This window comes from Cronobacter turicensis (genome assembly GCF_041222865.1).
GTDB classification, from domain to species: Bacteria; Pseudomonadota; Gammaproteobacteria; order Enterobacterales; family Enterobacteriaceae; genus Cronobacter; species Cronobacter turicensis.
On the sequence record NZ_CP165997.1, the window covers coordinates 18,091 to 35,632 of the forward strand.

Sequence of the window (17,542 nt, forward strand, 5' to 3'; positions counted from 1 at the left end):
CCTCTATTTCCGAATAGGCAGGAAGACCGAGAATTCGGTATGGCCTGGCCAACTGTTAAATTCGATTTTTCCCGAATGCTGATCGATAAGGTTGCGGGCGATGGAAAGCCCCAGCCCGGTGCCGCCTTCGCGGCCGCTGACCATCGGGTAAAACAGCGTATCCTGCAGATGCGCCGGGATGCCCGGCCCGTTGTCTTCCACGTCGATGCGGGCCGCCAGACGGTAGCGCACGCCGTGCAACGTCAACTGAAACGCGGTGCGGGTGCGCAGCGTGATTTCGCCGCCGCTTTCGCCCAGCGCCTGGAGCGCGTTACGCACGATATTCAGTAAGACCTGCTCTATCTGGTCCGGGTCATGGGTAAATTCCGGCAGGCTCGGATCGTAGTCGCGTACCAGGGTGACGTTTTCCGGCAGCTCCATAGAGACCAGCTTCACGACCCGCTCGGCCACTTTATGGATGCTTTCGGTCACGTGCATGCCCGGCTGCTGCGGCCCTAACAGACGGTCTACCAGATTACGCAGGCGGTCGGCCTGTTCGATAATGACTTTGGTGTATTCCGTCAGCGACGGATCGGGCAGGGCGCGGCTTAGCAGTTGCGCTGCGCCTCGCAGGCCGCCGAGCGGATTTTTGATTTCATGCGCCAGGCCGCGTACCAGGTCGCGCGCGGCGACTTGCTGGGCATGCTGGAGCTGTTCCTGGCTGAGACGCCGCTGATTATCCATCGGGGCCATCTCCAGCAGGATCAGGCCGTCCGGCAGACGTTGCGCCGTCAGGGAAAGAATGTGTGAACGACCGTCGATCACCAGCGTCACTTCGTTATCGGTAAATCCCTGCCCTGCGTTCAGGCTCTCCTGCATCAGGCTGATATTCAGAGAAAAATAACTCAGCAGCTCCGGTAAGGGCGTGCCATAAAGCTTACGTGAGCTTTGCGCGAGCAGCTGCTGCGCCGCCGGGTTGGCGTAATGCACCGCCAGTTCGTCGTCGACCAGTAAAATGCTATTGATTAATGCGTTAAGGATCTGCCCAGCATCGGGCAGCGTGCCTGTTGCCATTCAGCAGTCCCCCAGGGTTTGCACCATTTTAGTGCATTATAGCGTTTTAACGCTAAAAAGGGCGTTAAAACCGGTATCGGGTGGTGAAAAAAGCCCATCCGAAGATGGGCTAAAGTTTCCACGGCAACAAAAAACATTCGCGGATTTCACGCAGTGGCGACAACCTGAAATCCGCTGGCTATCAACATCAAAAAATTATTACACGCTGTAGTAGAGTTCGAACTCTACCGGGTGCGGCGTCATGCGAACGCGGTCGTTCTCTTCGATACGCAGCGCGATGTAAGCATCAATCGCATCGTCGGTGAACACGCCGCCTGCGGTCAGGAACTCGCGGTCCTGATCCAGCGCATGGAGGGCTTCTTCCAGAGAGCCGGCAACCTGCGGGATCTCTTTGGCTTCTTCCGGCGGCAGGTCATACAGGTTTTTATCCATCGCTTCGCCCGGGTGGATCTTGTTCTTGATGCCGTCAAGACCAGCCATCAGCAGGGCAGCGAAGCACAGGTACGGGTTAGCGGCCGGGTCCGGGAAGCGCACTTCGATACGACGCGCTTTCGGAGACGCCACGACCGGGATACGGATAGACGCAGAGCGGTTACGCGCGGAGTAAGCCAGCATCACCGGCGCTTCGTAGCCCGGGACCAGACGCTTGTAAGAGTTGGTGGTCGGGTTAGACAGGGCGTTAATCGCTTTAGCGTGTTTGATTACGCCGCCGATGTAGTACAGCGCCTGCTCAGAGAGACCAGCGTATTTGTCGCCAGAGAACAGGTTGGTGCCGTTTTTTGACAGCGACATGTGGCAGTGCATACCGGAGCCGTTATCGCCGAACATCGGTTTCGGCATAAAGGTCGCGGTTTTGCCGAAGCGGTGCGCGACGTTATGCACGACATATTTGTAGATCTGAATTTCGTCCGCTTTCTTGGTCATGGTGTTGAAGCGGGTCGCCACTTCGTTCTGACCAGCGGTGGCCACTTCGTGGTGGTGCGCTTCAACGACCAGGCCCATCTCTTCCATCACCAGACACATGGTGGAACGCAGATCCTGCGCGGAATCTACCGGCGGAACCGGGAAGTAACCGCCTTTCACGCCCGGACGGTGGCCTTTGTTGCCGCCTTCGTATTTGGTGGAGGAGTTCCACGCGCCTTCGATGTCGTCGATAGCGACATGAGAGCCGGAGATGGAGCTGCCGAAGCGGATGTCGTCAAACAGGAAGAACTCAGGTTCCGGCCCGAACAGAACGGTGTCCGCGATGCCGGTAGAGCGCAGGTACTCTTCCGCGCGCTTGGCGATAGAACGCGGGTCGCGATCGTAGCCCTGCATGGTGCCCGGCTCGAGGATATCGCAACGAATAATCAGGGTCGGTTCTTCGTAGAACGGGTCAATGACAGCGGTGGAGGCGTCCGGCATCAGCACCATGTCAGACTCATTGATGCCTTTCCAGCCACCGATGGAGGAACCATCGAACATTTTACCTTCTTCGAAGAAGTCGGCGTTTACCTGGTGGGCTGGGATGGTGACGTGCTGTTCTTTACCTTTAGTATCAGTGAAGCGCAGATCCACAAACTTCACTTCATGTTCATTCAGCATCGTCAGAACGTGTTCAGCGGACATACTTAACTCTCCCGGATTTGTCATTGTCGTCGTGGTAACGAGGTCTTCAGTACTTATTAAAATTGGCGTTGCCGCCCTGAATTCTTTAAAGCGAAATCTGTGCCAACTTTCAAATTCCCCCAAAAAGGCGCTATGATGCGTGTCATAGTGCAAAAGGGCTGCACCACGATGGAGAGATTGCACCAATATAGTGCCTGTGTGTAAAAACAAGCACTGTGTTGGTGCAATTTACGTTTAATAGCCCTTTTACCGCTGCGTGAAAAGGATCACAAAGCCTGGCGACAACACTTGTTTGCGTCAGATGATTGTGATCCTGTTTAGTCCTTCGATTAATACGTGTACAATAACGCGCTATTTCTAATGCCTGAGGCAAAGTTGTGATCGAAAAATTGCGTAACATCGCCATCATTGCGCACGTTGACCATGGTAAAACGACCCTGGTTGACAAGCTGCTGCAGCAATCCGGTACGTTCGACGAACGTGCTGAAACTCAAGAGCGCGTGATGGACTCCAACGATTTGGAGAAAGAGCGTGGGATTACCATCCTCGCGAAAAACACCGCGATCAAATGGAATGATTACCGTATCAATATCGTTGATACCCCAGGGCACGCCGACTTCGGTGGTGAAGTTGAACGTGTAATGTCCATGGTTGATTCCGTGCTGCTGGTGGTTGACGCATTTGACGGCCCCATGCCGCAAACGCGCTTCGTGACCAAGAAAGCATTTGCCCATGGCCTGAAACCTATCGTGGTTATCAACAAGGTTGACCGTCCGGGCGCGCGTCCTGACTGGGTTGTGGATCAGGTCTTTGACCTGTTCGTTAACCTCGACGCGACCGACGAACAGCTGGACTTCCCTATCGTTTACGCATCCGCGCTGAACGGTATCGCAGGTCTGGACCACAGCGACATGGCTGAAGACATGACCCCGTTGTATCAGGCGATTGTTGACCATGTACCGGCACCGGACGTCGATCTCGACGGCCCGCTGCAGATGCAGATCTCCCAGCTGGACTACAACAACTACGTTGGCGTCATTGGCATCGGCCGCATCAAACGCGGTAAAGTGAAGCCGAACCAGCAGGTCACTATCATTGATAGCGAAGGCAAAACCCGTAACGGTAAAGTCGGTAAAGTGCTGGGCCACCTGGGTCTGGAGCGTATCGATACCGATCTGGCGGAAGCTGGCGATATCATCGCGATTACCGGTCTTGGCGAGCTGAACATCTCCGACACCATCTGCGATCCGCAGAATGTCGAAGCGCTGCCGGCGCTGTCCGTTGATGAACCGACCGTTTCTATGTACTTCAACGTCAACACCTCTCCGTTCTGCGGTAAAGAAGGTAAATACGTTACCTCTCGTCAGATCCTTGACCGTCTGAACAAAGAGCTGGTGCACAACGTGGCGCTGCGCGTTGAAGAGACCGAAGATGCTGACGCGTTCCGCGTGTCGGGTCGTGGCGAACTGCACCTGTCTGTTCTTATCGAGAACATGCGTCGTGAAGGTTTCGAACTGGCGGTTTCCCGTCCGAAAGTTATCTTCCGTGAAATCGACGGCCGTAAACAAGAGCCGTTCGAGAACGTGACGCTGGACGTTGAAGAACAGCACCAGGGTTCTGTGATGCAGGCGCTGGGCGAGCGTAAAGGCGACCTGAAAAACATGAATCCGGACGGCAAAGGCCGCGTACGTCTCGACTACGTGATCCCAAGCCGTGGCCTGATCGGCTTCCGTTCTGAGTTCATGACCATGACCTCCGGTACTGGTCTGCTGTACTCCACCTTCAGCCACTACGACGATATCCGTCCGGGCGAAGTGGGCCAGCGTAACAACGGCGTACTGATCTCCAACGGTCAGGGTAAAGCGGTAGCGTTCGCGCTGTTCGGTCTGCAGGATCGCGGCAAGCTGTTCCTGGGTCACGGTGCTGAAGTCTATGAAGGCCAGATCATCGGTATTCACAGCCGTTCTAACGACCTGACGGTAAACTGCCTGACCGGTAAGAAACTGACCAACATGCGCGCGTCCGGTACGGACGAAGCGACGGTTCTGGTTCCGCCGATCAAAATGACGCTGGAGCAGGCGCTGGAATTCATCGATGACGATGAACTGGTTGAAGTGACTCCGCTGTCTGTGCGTATCCGTAAACGTCACCTGACGGAAAACGATCGTAAGCGTGCCATGCGCGGTGCGAAAGAAGAGTAATACGGCGCATCCGTAAACCGGGCAGGCGTTCGCGCCGCCCGGTATGAATAAAAAGCCGCTGAATCTTCAGCGGCTTTTTTTATGTCAGAACGAATACCGTAACCCCAGGCGGAGCCGGTACTGTTCACGGTGATAGTCATTCCAGCGGTCCAGCCACTGCAACTCAAGGTAGGGCAGCCAGTGCTGATCGAGTTTATAGCGAAAGCCGTTGGTGATTTCCCAGTGGTGATCTTTGCCGTTTTTACTGTGGTAATCATTCACCCGCTGAAAGAAGTGCGGCTCGAATGTATACGCGAGCTTATCCGTGACGTTAAAATTCCAGTAATTGGCGAATTCATGCGTGTCGTTTTTATCCATTTGGCCATTAAAGTCCGGCGTATCGTAATTATTGTGGTTATAACGATAGCGGACGGTCAGATTAAACCAGGGCGTAAATTTATAGTTGGTGTCTAAATAGAGCGCGCCGCCAGAGCCGTCGATACTGTCATTAATCAGCCCACCGGGCTGGAACGTCAGGTTTTCCGTGGGTTTAAATAACGGATACCAGCCTTCGATTTCATTATAGCTGTGCTTGATCTCGTCCCATTTCCCTACATTGTAGGCATTGGTGGCCATCAGACCGGCACCCATATCAAAGTTATAGCCCACGCGCAGGATAACCTCGTGCAATTCCGAGGCGGTGTTATACGCTTCACGAGTTTCGACATAAGCTCCCGCGAAAGCCGCGCAGGGCACAGACGAACAGAGCAGTGCGGTTGCGATTCTCTTCATAGTATTTCCCTATAACACGTACAGAAAAGCCGCCCCCTCTGTAAACAGAAGGGGAGGAGCGTAAATGTTTATCGTTATAAAGTGACGGCTGACGCTTTATTGTCGGTGTTGACTTCCGGGGCGGCGGCGACATATTTCTTCCGCCTGGCGATTTCCTCAATAATAAAGGCGAAGCGCTGTTCATTGAGCTTATAAAACAGACCCATGATAACGGCGGCAGCCAGCGCCAGCCCGCAGGGCCAGAGGAAAATTAGCTGGCGCAGGCCATCAAGCGTCCCGGGCGTTTGCAGCGCATTCGGCACATAGCCAATCTCCGTGAGCATAATACCGGGCAGAAACCCCGCCAGCGCGGCGGAAATCTTGCGCGAGAACGTATAGCCGGTATAGACCGAGCCTTCGGCGCGAATGCCGGTTTTCCATTCGCCGTAATCCACCGTGTCCGGCACCAGCGCCCAGTTCAGGCTGTTCACAAACGCGGTGCCGAAAAACGCCATGCAGGAAAATAGCACAAAGCTCAGCGACGTCGTGCCCCAGACGTAATTGAAAATATCGCCCAGCGCCCAGAGCGCCAGCCCTCCGAGATAGACCTGCTTTTTGCCAAAACGCTTCACCGCGCCCGGTACCATAAACACGCCGACCAGAATGCAGCCCATACTGAAAAAGCCCATCCACGACAGTAAATGCAGGTCGTTAAGCACGTACTGGGTGTAATAGACCTGGATCGCGAGCTTGATATTAAACGCCGCCAGCGTGCAGAGATTCGCGATGCACAGCACCAGGAGAGGCGGGTTCTGGAAAATCGCGCAGAACGATTTCAGCATCCCTGGCTTATGCCCGGCGGGCACCACTTCCACGTAGCGCTCGCGCACGCCGCGGTAGCAGCACAGCATGCTGATAAGCCCGACGCTGGCGAAAATCAGCGCCGCCGTCAGGTAGCCCAGCGACGGGCGCGCGGCGAACAGCGACTGAATCGGCATAAAGCCGACGGTGCACAGCAACAGCCCGAGCGTCGCGCCGCCCTGGCGCCATGCAGCGAGATGCGCGCGCTCCTGCGGGTTTTTAGTGATGGCGGGCACCATCGCGCCATACGAGCAGTTCATCAGGCTGTAAAACAGGCCAAACAGCATAAACAACACCGTGGCGAACGCGGTTTTCATGGTCAGCGGCAGATCGTTGGCGATAAACTGCGCCGTCGCCACCAGCGCCACCGGGAACGACGCAAAAAGAATAAAAGGCCGGAATTTACCGCGTGGGCCGGGCGCTCGACGGGAATCCACCAGCACGCCGGTCAGCATATCGGTCAGCGCCGTGAAAAACTTCGCCACCAGAAAAATCACGCCGCCGTAAAACGCGGGCAGGTGAAGCTCATCGGTATAAAATTTCAGGAGATAAAGCGTCCCGATGCACAGCATCAGGTTGGAGCCGAAATCGCCCATGCCGTAAGAAAACTTCTCCCGCAGGCTCAGCCGGAGCGTCAGCGGGTCCTGATTCGTGAATGCCGTCATAGCCGTTCCTCAAAGCGAGGGCCCGCGCCTGGCGCGGGCGCCGTGATGGTTACGCGCCGGGCGAAAACGCCCGCTTACGGTTTTCCAGTTCATCCACAATCCGCACGTACATCTTCTCGTTAAGGTTGTAGAAAAAGCCCATGGCGACAATCGTCACCACCGCCAGCACGCACGGCCAGATGAAAATCAGCTCGCGCAGGCCTTCGGTCGTGGCGGCCGACTGTACGGCGTTCGGCACATAGCCGATTTGCGTCAGCATCAGGCCAGGGAAAAACCCGGCCAGCGCCTGGGAGACTTTTCGAAAGAACGTGAAGCCGGTATAGACCGTGCCTTCCGAGCGCACGCCGGTGCGCCACTCGCCATACTCCACCGTGTCGGAAACCAGCGCCCAGTTCAGGCTGTTCACAAACGCCGAGCCGAAAAACGCGAGGCAGGAGAACGTCACAAAGCTCACTGAACCGCTGCCGAAGGCGTAATTAAGCACATCGCCCACGGCCCAGATCAGCAGTCCGCCGATATAGACTTTCTTCTTACCAAAGCGCCGCACCGCGCCCGGCATCAGGAAAACGCCGATAAAAATGCAGCCCATGCTGAAGAAGCCCATGTACGACAGCAGAATCGGATCGTTGAGCACGTACTGGGTGTAATAGACCTGAATAGCGAGTTTGATGTTAAACGCGCCGAGCGTGCAGAGATTGGCGATGCACAGTACGAACAGCGGCCGGTTGCCCGCGATGGCGCGAAACGACGCCAGCAGCCCCGGCTTGTGCGCCGGGCTGGTGGCTGCGGCTTCCACATACCGCTCGCGCGTGCCCGCGTAGCACCACCACATAAAGAGCAGGCCGAAGAGCGAAAACAGCGTGGCGGCGAAGATATAACTCAGCTGCGGATTGCCGTCGATGAGATTCATTACCGGCACAAACCCGACGGTACAGAGCAGTAACCCGAGCGTCGCGCCGCCCTGACGCCACGCGGCAAGCGACGCGCGCTCGTCCGGGTTTTTCGTAATGGCAGGCACCATCGCGCCATACGAGCAGTTCATCATGCTAAAGAACAGCCCGTAGAGCATGAACAGCACCGTCGCCATCACGGCTTTACCGGTTATCTCAAACGGCGTGCCGACGAAATTCGCGATAGCGAGCAGGGTTACCGGAAACGCGGCGTACAGCACAAAGGGCCGGAACTTGCCCTTTGGCCCGATCCGACGGCGCGAATCGAGCATGATGCCGGTGCCCATATCGGTAAACGCCGTAAAGAACTTGGCAATCAGGAAAATAATGCCGCCATAAGTGCCTGGCAGCCCCAGCACATCGGTATAGAACTTCAGCAGATACAGCGTGCCAATATCCAGCAGGATATTGGAGCCCAGATCGCCCATTCCATAGGCGAGTTTTTCTTTAAAAGGCAAACGCAGCGTGGCTACGTCGTGATTCTGAACGGTATTCGTCTGAGACATTGTTTTTCTCCATCGCACACGCAGGCGACGCGTTATGTCTGATCCGCGGCCCGGATGGCCGCGACCTTCTTGCCAAACAGAAGCTGTAAAACCGCGAGGACCCCGAAGGGCGGCGCCAGCGCGCTCAGCGTGGAAATCCCCAGCGCGCCTTTGATGAGCATCGCCCCGGAGGCGATAAGCAGCAGAAAGACCATCACCCGGAATACCCTGACGGAAATACGTTGATGAACGTACTGACCCACAAACGAGCCGAGGATCATGGTGGGAATGCAAAACAGCACCAGCTTGAGGGTGGAGAGCGTTAAGATGCCGCTGGTGGCGAGCCCGCCGACAATAGCGGCATTATTCGCCGTGAAAAAGGCGTTGAGCGTACCGCGAAACGCGGCGGGCGCCAGGTTTCGCAACATCCCGTAGACCACCACCGGCGGCCCGTTGGTAGAGAATGCCGAGCCTAACGCGCCGGCGATAACGCCCGTCGGCATGGCAATCCAGTTTTTGTCATACACCGGCAGCCTGGGAATAAACAGGCTGTAGAAAGAGTAGAGAATCAAAAAGCCGCCGAGCCCGAGCTTCATTATCTGATCGGGCAGACTCGCAAGGGCATAAAGGCCCACCGGCACGCCGACAAATGAGAAGACAATGAGCACCAGCGCCGACTTCCATTGCGTCTCCTTGCGTGAAAGCCAGGTCGCGTACAGCGCGGTGGCCGTGCCCACGATAACCGACATAGGCGCCGCCATTTTTAACGGCAGCAGCAGCGTTATCAGCGGCATCGTGGTGAGTGCGCCGCCAAAGCCGGCGCAGATCCCAACGAAGGTATACAAAAACATGATGCCGATAATTGCGATGACCGTACCGTTGCCGAGCGCAAGGCCATCCGGGGTGAAAAGGGTAAAGAAGCCCATGATTTTTCCTTTTTACATGGGGTTTATCTGACGCAGCGTGGCGAAAAGAGACTGCCATTCGCTGCCCTCCCGGTAGAACACGGGCGGTTTGCCGAGCGGCGCGTCTACGGTGAGGTCGCCGCCGCCGTGCGTTTCGCCCGTCCAGACGTTCACCCAGCGATCGTCAGGCAGCCACAGCGTCCAGTCCTGACGGCCCTCTTCATACACTGGCGCGACCAGCAGATCGCGGCCAAACAGGTACTGATATTTCAGCGTGTAGGCGCGGGGCTCGTCCTCATAGTGCAAAAACAGCGGACGCATCACCGGCAGCCCGGTTCGGGCGTTTTGCGCCACCGCCTGTTTGATATAGGGTTTGAGCGTGGTGAAAATCGTCGTCATGCGGGCGAAATGCGCGATGGTTTCAGCGTCGCCGTCGAACTGCCAGTTATCGCCGGGACGATTACCTTCATGCGTGCGCATCATCGGCGTAAAGGCGCTAAAATCGCACCAGCGCAGCAGCAACTCTTTGCTGCGCTTCATCTCAAACAGCGTGGTGTAACCGCCGATATCGCTGTGGTGCAGACCGTGCCCGGACATCGCCAGCGACAGCGCGGCGGGGACCACTGAGGCGAGCCCGTCATCGAGACTCCAGTCGACGTTCTGATCGCCTGCCCACATCATCGTTGAATATTTCTGGCTGCCGGTATAACCGGCGCGCATAAAGAAGAGCACCTCGCCGAGTTTGCCGGTCTCCTCAAGCGCTTCGTAGTTGCACTGCGCCCACAGCGCAGGCCAGGCGTTATGCATAATCTCCGCGCTGACGCCGTTATGCAGGTGTGTGTCGGTCGGCAGATATTCGCCGAAGTCGGCCATCCAGCCGCCGCAGCCCAGCTCAATAAGCTGTTTTTTGATGACCTCTTTATACCAGGCGTATGCCTCCGGGTTGGTCAGATCGACGACGCCTGCGTAGAACTCGCCAAACTCGACGTGATAATCCTTGCCTGCGGCATCTTTTGTCAGAAAACCACGCGCCGCGGCCTCTTCACACAGGTCGCGATCGCTTGCCACATACGGGTTGATATAGGCAAGAAACCGCACGCCTTCGCGCTGCCATTCCTGAATGCGCGCGTCCAGTTGCGGGTAGAGGTCGCGGTTCCACTTCCAGTTCCACATCACGCGTTTGCCGAAAGAGGTCATCCGGATGCCGGACCAGTCCTGCGCCCAGATACCGTTCACCTTCACGCCGCCGCGGCGCATTACGTCGAGTTTCTGCTGGCAAACCTCGGTGCCGCCCTGAATGCCGAGCATCACGCCATCATAAATCCAGTCCGGCAGCGCCGGCTGGCGGCCCAGCAGCGCGGTGAGCTTTTCCAGCAGTTCGATGTAAGTCGGCGCGCATTCGAAGCGCAACGTCGCCTGGTTTTCCCAGAACGCCAGCTCATGGTAGTGCGGCGCGCTGAAATCGAAATTCATATAGCCGCTGTTATCGACGTGGCAGTAGTACTTCTGGGTGCTGACAAAGGTCGGTTGCGGGAAGAAAGTCCAGTAATAGTCGCCGCCGGCGTTCTCTTTACAGTCGGCAAGCCAGGTGACGTGGCTCTGTTTGTTGCGGCCGACGCCCTGTTCGCTGGTCCACAGCGGGAACGGCTTGCCGCGCAGGTCAAAGTAAGAGAACTGCTCGCCGCAGCCGTAAATATGATCGTCCGGCTGCGCCGCCAGCCGTAGCCAGAGCCGGTTGTGAGCGGGAGCGTCGTTGTTGAGTTTAAGCACCAGGCGCTGGTGGTCGTCGGTGCTCACCTCAAGCGTGGCGCCGACCGCATCGCCGCGAGTAAAGCGAATGAGCCAGCCGGAAGGTCGCTCGCTGACGGTCGCCTGCGTCAGGGCGATTTTTTCGTTGAGCCGGTCCTGGATGCTGAAATTGCCGCGGAACATCTCGATATCCGCTTCGCCCGCGCCTGCCCACAGGCACGGCGTCTGAGGGGTATGGCGCAGGATCGTTCTTTGCTGGTACGACAACGTAAACCCGTCGTCGCGGGAAATCAGTTGAATGTGTGACGAAGCCATGAAGACCTCCGGTGTAGGGTAATCAGTCAGTAAGGCGGTGTTGTTTTGCTTATTCGCCGCCGATCTCTATGTTCAGGGTGTGCGTCTGGCCAGGCGTTAGCCTGACCAGATCAATGCCTGAATTAAACGCATTGGGCGGACAGCTCATCGGCTCGATGGCGACCCCGACACGGCCCAGCTTTTCGCCGGAATAGACCTGTATCCACGGCGCTTCGGCCCGCAGCCAGACCGACATCGTGGCGTGCGACAACCTTGCCTCCCAGCGGGCGCGAGACGGCGCTTTGAAGGTGTGGTCGATTGGCGTGTCGGCAATGAGACGCGGGGTACGGAAATCGAGCCCTTCGTCCCCGGCGGGGCGAAGCCGCGCGGCGTCGACCTCCAGCGTCTTTGCGGCAGGCAGCGTGAGTTCGCACGCGCCGATGTCATGCAGATTGCAGGTCAGGTAAGGGTGAAGCCCGACGCCGTAGGGCGCCGGGGCATCGCCCGCGTTGGTGCCTGCGATACGCACGCGCAGGCCCGCATCCTCATCAAGCTGATACGTGACGTCCGCCGTCAGCATAAAAGGGTAACCATAGGTCGGCGGCAAAAAGGCGCTCAGCACCACGTGCGTGGGGCTTTGCTCGCGGATAGCCCAGTTATGCCACGCCAGCAGCCCGTGAATGGCCGTATTGCCGACGCGATCGTTAATCGCGGGCGTCAGCGTCTGGCCCTCAAAGGTAAAGCGCCCGTCGGCGATACGATTCGGCCAGGGCATCAGCACTTTACCCAGATGCGCGAGCGGCATCGCCTCAGGTGGGTGCGGGATCACGACGTGGCGCTGACGCCGCGTCAGCGAGGCCAACCCCGCTCCGACCGTCACGATCTCTGCCTGCCATTCACCTGCCGTTAACGCAATGGTGGTGCCGCTTTTATGCATTCTCGTCTCCTCGCGTGGTGTCGCCGCGTTATTTCACGAGGCTGTCAAGCAACCCGGCCGCGACCGCAGGCGCAAGACCCGGCGCGAGCGGCAGACGAGGGATCACCAGGCAGTGCAGGAGATGGTAAATATCCTGTTTGCCGTCCCAGACTTTGGTGGTCACCTGATTGTTTTCGTCCAGCTCCTGCCACCATGAGCCGTTTTCGTAATCCATCAGGTATTGCATGCAGTAGTCCCACCATTTCTGATACCAGGCTTCATACTGCGGATCGCCGGTGACGTTGTAGAGCGCCCAGGCGGTGCCCATCGCCTCGACGATCGGCCAGCGCACGCGTTCGCGAACAATCGGTTTGCCGTCCCAGCCCACGGAATAGACAAATCCGTCTGCGCCGTCGGGCGCCCAGGCGTCGCGGATCGTGGCGTTAAACAGGCCTTTCGCGTCCTCAAGCAGCCATTCCGGGGCCGCATCGCCGCGCGCCAGCAGGGCGGCGCGCAGATGTAGCATCAGGCGCCCCCATTCGATCCAGTGGCCTGGCGTGCCGCCATAAGCACGGAACCGGTGAGCCGGGTTCTCTTTGTTGTAATCGCGGATGGGGTTCCAGCGGGTGTCGAAATGCTCATTGACGCGGTAATCGCCTTTGCGGGCGACATCGTGAATGATGACCGAGGCGACGCGCAGCGCGCGATCCAGCCATTTCTTCTCCTGAGTGACGTCGTAGACGATGAGGAATGCTTCGACGGCATGCATATTGGCGTTGCCGCCCCGGTAGTTTTCCGTCTCGGTGAACGCCTCGTCCCACGACTCCAGGCACATTTGCTCTTCTTCGCTCCAGAAATGTTTCTCGATCACCGCAATGGCGTCATCCAGCAGCGCGCGAGCGGCGGGATGGCCGGTGGTGACGGCGCTGGCTGCGCCGAGCAGTACGAAGAAATGCTGATAGCCCTGTTTGGAGGCATCCATCACGCCCTTGTCATTCACGCAGGCGTACCAGCCGCCATACTGCTTGTCGCGCAGCGGGCCGTTGAGGGCGTTAATGCCATGCTCCACCAGCGCGTAAGCGCCAGGGCGGCCCATCAGCGCGGCGACGGCGTAGACATGCAGCATACGGGCGGTGATCCACAGATGCGTGCCCATCTCCTCTTTCACCTGACCGTTATTCCCCAGCCAGCCAAAGCCAGTGGGTACGGCGGCGTTGCGGCCAAACGCGAAAATACGGTCGGTTTCCTGTTCCAGCCAGCGGTGGTGACTCAGTGTGTTAAACCATTTCATTGTTTGTTCTCCTTTCAGCGGCGAGCCATCATGTCGTCCACAACTTCCCCTAAGCGACGTAGCTTCGGCAGCGCCACGTCGCGCAACATCATGTCGGTATCCGGTAGCCCGATAACCGACGACCAGACGGCGCGCCCGGCAAGAAAACCGCTGGCGCCCGCGCTCATCGCGATGCGCACGGCACGCGGAAAGAGCTTTTCATCGACGCCGGAGGAGAGGATCACCCACGGCATATTGATCTGGTCATGGAGTTTCTGCGACGCGCTTAACAGCGCCTGCGCGTCGCCGCGTCCGGAAAGCGGCATCTCGACTTTGTAGAGATCCGCTCCGCTGTCGCCGAGCTCTTTCGCCGCCGCGATAATCGCCTGTTCGCGGTCGAACTTGTCGCCGCGGCGCGGCGGGCGCACCACCGGCTCGATGATGCTAAGCAGCCCCTGCGCGTGGCATTTCTCATTGAAGGCTTTCACCATGGCGAGGCGTTGCTGCGGATCTTCATCGCTGCGCCAGAGCACCAGCAGCTTGAGCGCCTTGCCGCCGTGCTGGCGCACCGCCTGCGCGTCGATGGCGTCATCCAGCGTCACGCTGTCGACGGGAATACCGTTGCCCGGGATAAACTGGTCGGCGGCGACAATCATCGCGCAACTGTCTGCGATGGCCTTTTGCTCCACCACCTGCGGATAGCAGAACTGGCGGTCCACCAGAATGGCGGACGCGTATGGCGAGAGAATGCGCGCCGCGTTGAGTTTAAAATCGGTCAGTACGGCATCGGCGACCGGCGTCGCCGCGCCTGCGGCGGCAAACATCAGGCGCATCGCTTCGCGCTGATCCACCGCCAGCATGGCGAAACCGCCGGACGGGCGGGCAATCTCTTTCAGGGTATATTTTTCCATTAACGTTTTCCTTCAGGGGTAATGTCAAAGCGTGGCCTGGCGCGGCGTCAGCCCGGCGCTGATGCGCACCTGTTCTAAAATCGCGGACCAGTCCTGGCGACCACGCCCGCTGGCGCGCGCCTGGCTGTACACTTCGCGCGAGGCGGCGCCAAGCGGCATCGGCACGTGCAGCTGATTCGCCACGTCCAGCGCGATGCCTAAATCTTTATGGGCAAGATCAATCATGAAAGCGGGCGAGAGATCGCCTTTGAGCACTTTGTTGGGCCACGAGGTGGTGAAGTGGCCTTTGCCGGCGGGCGTGCCGTTCATCACCTGGAGCGCCACGTCGAATGAAAGCCCCAGCGCTTCGCACAGCACGGCGGCTTCGGCGGAGAGCGCATTGAGCGCAATGCTCATGTAGTTATTGATAAGCTTGACGCGAATGCCCATCCCCGGCCCGCCTGCGCGAATGAGCTCCGAGCCCATCGCCATCAGCACCGGCTCGGCACGCGTCACCTGCTCCGGCGTACCGCCCGCCAGCAGCAGTAGCGTGCCGGATTTCGCGTGATCGGAGGTGCGGCCCACCGGCACATCCATCATGCCGAAGCCGCGCGCGGCGAGATCGTGAATCAGCTTGTCGGTTTGCAGCGGGTGAATGGTGGACATGTCGACAACCAGCGCTTCGCGGGAGAGCGACTGGCAGACGCCGTTATCGCCAAGCAGCACCTCGCGCACCAGATCGCCATTCGGCAGCATGGTTATCACGAATTCCGCGTTTTGGGCGGCGGCCTGTGGCGTTGCGCACGCCACCGCGCCCTGGGCGGCCAGCGTTTGCACAGCCCCGGTATTCACATCGCAAACCTGCAACCGGTGTCCGTGGCGCAGCAGGTTTGCCGCCATCGGCGCGCCCATCTGCCCCAGCCCGATAAATGCAATCGTCGCCATAACTTGCTCCTGTCAGCGTAAAAGCGGAATGTCATTTTTGTCATACGACATGGATTATTTCTGTCTGTTTATGAGCGTATTTGTAATTTAAAGTCAAAAAATTGACAGGTGTCACTTTTTTACGATCCGGGGAAATTAAAATGCCGCTATGTTGATTGACAGGAACAGTGGCGGGCGCAGGCCCGCCCTCAGCGCAAACAGAGAGGAAGCTATGGTTCGCATCGCGTGTGTGGGTATTGCCGTACAGGATCGCATTTATACACTGGAAGCCCTGCCCCATGAGGGCGGCAAATATGTGGCGCAACAGTACCGCGAAGTGGGCGGCGGCCCGGCGGCAACGGCGGCCGTGGCGGCGGCGCGGCTGGGTGCGCAGGTTGATTTTATCGGGCGCGTCGGCGATGACGCGACGGGCGCGCAACTGCTGGCGGAGCTGGAATCGCTGGGCGTGAACACGACGCGGGCGCGGCAGGTAAAAGGGGCGCGTTCGTCGCAGTCGGCCATCCTTGTGGATGCCGCGGGCGAAAGGGTAATTGTTAACTACCCAAGCCCCGATTTGCCCGATGACGCCGCCTGGCTCGATAGCATCGATTTCAGCGGCTACGACGCGGTGCTGGCGGATGTGCGCTGGCATGAAGGCGCGACGCGCGCGCTAACGCTGGCGCGCCGGGCTGGGGTGATGACGCTGCTCGATGGCGACGTCACGCCGCAGGATATCCGCTCGCTGGTGGCGTTGAGCGATCATGCCGCATTCTCGGCGCCGGGGCTGGCGCGTCTGGCGCCCGGCATGTCGCCAGAAGACGGACTCAAATCGACAAAAACGCTCACGCGCGGTCATGTTTACGTCACGCTCGGCAAAGAAGGGTGTCTGTGGCTGGAAGATGACGACACGCTGCGCCGCCAGCAGGGGTTCACGGTCGAGGCGGTGGATACCACCGGCGCGGGCGACGTTTTTCACGGCGCGCTGGCGGTGATGCTGGCTCGCGGCGAGTCGCCGCAGGAGGCGGTGCGCTTTGCCAGCGCCGTCGCCGCGCTGAAATGCACCCGTCCTGGCGGGCGCGCCGGGATCCCCGACTGTGATCAAACCCGCTCTTTCCTGTCACTTTTTGTATAAAATGCCCGGCGAGCAATGATTTTAAGGGGATCGTTCATGAGCCTTACCGGAGTGACGGGCAACCCGCGCCACGATCAGCTGATCGGGCTTATCGCCGAGCGGGGATATATGAATATCGACGAGCTGGCGCAACTGCTGGACGTTTCCACCCAGACGGTGCGGCGCGATATTCGCAAGCTAAGCGAACAGGGACTAATTACCCGGCATCACGGCGGCGCGGGGCGCGCTTCAAGCGTCGTGAATACCGCCTTTGAGCAGCGCGAAATCTCCATGACCGACGAGAAAATCGCCATAGCCCAGGCGATCGCCGATTATGTGCCGGATGGCTCAACGCTGTTTATCACTATCGGCACGACGGTGGAGCAGATTGCGCGCGCGCTGCTGAATCATAGTCATCTGCGCATTATCACCAACAGCCTGCGCGTGGCGCATATTCTCTATAAAAATAGCCGCTTTGAGGTGATGGTGCCCGGCGGGACGCTGCGCCCGCACAACGGCGGTATTATCGGCCCTGGTGCGGCGGCCTTTGTGGAAGGGTTTCGTGCGGATTATCTGATAACGAGCGTCGGCGCGATTGAGAGCGATGGCGAGCTGCTGGAGTTTGATGTGAACGAGGCGAACGTGGTGAAAGCCATGATGGCCCACGCGCGGCACATCTTACTGGCGGCCGATCATACGAAATACCACGCCTCGGCCGCCGTCAGTATTGGCAACCTTTCGCAGGCCACGGCGCTCTTTACCGACCGGCAGCCTGGCGCATCGCTGAGCGGTATTTTGAAAGCCCATCAGGTCGAGCTGGTGCAGGCGGAATCGCCGTCTGGCGACGACAACACCGACCGCTAATTTCTTCCCTCTACGCGCGGGCGATGCAAAACCCGCGCGTTAGCAC

The 17,542-nt window shown here is 58.5% G+C and carries 14 protein-coding genes; 3 read left to right on the top strand and 11 right to left on the bottom strand.

Features of this window, described 5'->3' with window-relative positions; genetic code table 11:
- Positions 1 to 3 precede the first annotated feature (3 nt).
- Positions 4 to 1,053, bottom strand: coding sequence for a nitrogen regulation protein NR(II) (glnL, locus tag AB8W27_RS00090; protein WP_015742993.1), 1,050 nt, complete (start codon positions 1,051 to 1,053; stop codon positions 4 to 6).
- A 198-nt stretch (positions 1,054 to 1,251) separates the two neighbouring features.
- Positions 1,252 to 2,661 (bottom strand): glutamate--ammonia ligase, encoded by a 1,410-nt coding sequence (gene glnA / locus AB8W27_RS00095; RefSeq protein ID WP_015742992.1) that lies wholly within the window; start codon positions 2,659 to 2,661, stop codon positions 1,252 to 1,254.
- 377 nt (positions 2,662 to 3,038) lie between these two features.
- Between glnA and typA the strand changes: the two genes are divergently transcribed.
- Complete coding sequence (typA, locus tag AB8W27_RS00100) at positions 3,039 to 4,862, top strand: ribosome-dependent GTPase TypA (RefSeq protein WP_007729500.1); 1,824 nt, start codon at positions 3,039 to 3,041, stop codon at positions 4,860 to 4,862.
- 84 nt (positions 4,863 to 4,946) lie between these two features.
- Here typA and ompL read toward each other — a convergent pair whose 3' ends face one another.
- The 9 genes from ompL to yihU form a co-directional block, all read right to left on the bottom strand.
- On the bottom strand, positions 4,947 to 5,633 hold the full coding sequence (gene ompL / locus AB8W27_RS00105) for a porin OmpL (RefSeq protein WP_015742991.1): 687 nt from the start codon (positions 5,631 to 5,633) through the stop codon (positions 4,947 to 4,949).
- A gap of 74 nt (positions 5,634 to 5,707) precedes the next feature.
- Positions 5,708 to 7,138, bottom strand: a complete 1,431-nt coding sequence (locus AB8W27_RS00110; protein ID WP_015742990.1) for an MFS transporter — start codon at positions 7,136 to 7,138, stop codon at positions 5,708 to 5,710.
- A gap of 49 nt (positions 7,139 to 7,187) precedes the next feature.
- Complete coding sequence (locus AB8W27_RS00115) at positions 7,188 to 8,594, bottom strand: MFS transporter (protein WP_041924078.1); 1,407 nt, start codon at positions 8,592 to 8,594, stop codon at positions 7,188 to 7,190.
- Positions 8,595 to 8,626: 32 nt separating this feature from the next.
- Entirely contained in the window at positions 8,627 to 9,499 is an 873-nt protein-coding gene (locus AB8W27_RS00120) for a sulfite exporter TauE/SafE family protein (RefSeq protein WP_041924077.1), read from the bottom strand.
- A 12-nt stretch (positions 9,500 to 9,511) separates the two neighbouring features.
- Positions 9,512 to 11,542 (bottom strand): alpha-glucosidase, encoded by a 2,031-nt coding sequence (locus tag AB8W27_RS00125; RefSeq protein WP_041924076.1) that lies wholly within the window; start codon positions 11,540 to 11,542, stop codon positions 9,512 to 9,514.
- Positions 11,543 to 11,591: 49 nt separating this feature from the next.
- Positions 11,592 to 12,458, bottom strand: coding sequence for an aldose-1-epimerase (locus AB8W27_RS00130; protein ID WP_015742986.1), 867 nt, complete (start codon positions 12,456 to 12,458; stop codon positions 11,592 to 11,594).
- Positions 12,459 to 12,486: 28 nt separating this feature from the next.
- Complete coding sequence (yihS, locus tag AB8W27_RS00135; RefSeq protein ID WP_041924075.1) at positions 12,487 to 13,728, bottom strand: sulfoquinovose isomerase; 1,242 nt, start codon at positions 13,726 to 13,728, stop codon at positions 12,487 to 12,489.
- Between the two features lie 14 nt (positions 13,729 to 13,742).
- Positions 13,743 to 14,618 carry a sulfofructosephosphate aldolase gene (gene yihT / locus AB8W27_RS00140; RefSeq protein ID WP_015742984.1) on the bottom strand — a complete coding sequence of 292 codons (876 nt, stop codon included), beginning with the start codon at positions 14,616 to 14,618 and terminating at the stop codon, positions 13,743 to 13,745.
- A 24-nt stretch (positions 14,619 to 14,642) separates the two neighbouring features.
- A complete protein-coding gene (gene yihU / locus AB8W27_RS00145) occupies positions 14,643 to 15,542 on the bottom strand; it encodes a sulfolactaldehyde 3-reductase (RefSeq protein WP_015742983.1) in 900 nt (299 codons plus the stop codon).
- A 211-nt stretch (positions 15,543 to 15,753) separates the two neighbouring features.
- Between yihU and AB8W27_RS00150 the strand changes: the two genes are divergently transcribed.
- Both AB8W27_RS00150 and AB8W27_RS00155 read left to right on the top strand, forming a co-directional pair.
- Complete coding sequence (locus AB8W27_RS00150; RefSeq protein WP_041924074.1) at positions 15,754 to 16,653, top strand: sugar kinase; 900 nt, start codon at positions 15,754 to 15,756, stop codon at positions 16,651 to 16,653.
- A gap of 36 nt (positions 16,654 to 16,689) precedes the next feature.
- Positions 16,690 to 17,496, top strand: a complete 807-nt coding sequence (locus AB8W27_RS00155) for a DeoR/GlpR family DNA-binding transcription regulator (protein ID WP_041924073.1) — start codon at positions 16,690 to 16,692, stop codon at positions 17,494 to 17,496.
- The last annotated feature ends 46 nt before the right edge of the window (positions 17,497 to 17,542 follow it).

What these genes read in the sequence shown, in the direction of transcription:
- glnL (WP_015742993.1), bottom strand. Translation starts at nt 1,053, where the DNA reads ATGGCAACAGGCACGCTGCCCGATGCTGGGCAGATCCTTAACGCATTA.
- glnA (WP_015742992.1), bottom strand. Translation starts at nt 2,661, where the DNA reads ATGTCCGCTGAACACGTTCTGACGATGCTGAATGAACATGAAGTGAAG.
- ompL (WP_015742991.1), bottom strand. Translation starts at nt 5,633, where the DNA reads ATGAAGAGAATCGCAACCGCACTGCTCTGTTCGTCTGTGCCCTGCGCG.
- AB8W27_RS00110 (WP_015742990.1), bottom strand. Translation starts at nt 7,138, where the DNA reads ATGACGGCATTCACGAATCAGGACCCGCTGACGCTCCGGCTGAGCCTG.
- AB8W27_RS00115 (WP_041924078.1), bottom strand. Translation starts at nt 8,594, where the DNA reads ATGTCTCAGACGAATACCGTTCAGAATCACGACGTAGCCACGCTGCGT.
- AB8W27_RS00120 (WP_041924077.1), bottom strand. Translation starts at nt 9,499, where the DNA reads ATGGGCTTCTTTACCCTTTTCACCCCGGATGGCCTTGCGCTCGGCAAC.
- AB8W27_RS00125 (WP_041924076.1), bottom strand. Translation starts at nt 11,542, where the DNA reads ATGGCTTCGTCACACATTCAACTGATTTCCCGCGACGACGGGTTTACG.
- AB8W27_RS00130 (WP_015742986.1), bottom strand. Translation starts at nt 12,458, where the DNA reads ATGCATAAAAGCGGCACCACCATTGCGTTAACGGCAGGTGAATGGCAG.
- yihS (WP_041924075.1), bottom strand. Translation starts at nt 13,728, where the DNA reads ATGAAATGGTTTAACACACTGAGTCACCACCGCTGGCTGGAACAGGAA.
- yihT (WP_015742984.1), bottom strand. Translation starts at nt 14,618, where the DNA reads ATGGAAAAATATACCCTGAAAGAGATTGCCCGCCCGTCCGGCGGTTTC.
- yihU (WP_015742983.1), bottom strand. Translation starts at nt 15,542, where the DNA reads ATGGCGACGATTGCATTTATCGGGCTGGGGCAGATGGGCGCGCCGATG.
- AB8W27_RS00150 (WP_041924074.1), top strand. Translation starts at nt 15,754, where the DNA reads ATGGTTCGCATCGCGTGTGTGGGTATTGCCGTACAGGATCGCATTTAT.
- AB8W27_RS00155 (WP_041924073.1), top strand. Translation starts at nt 16,690, where the DNA reads ATGAGCCTTACCGGAGTGACGGGCAACCCGCGCCACGATCAGCTGATC.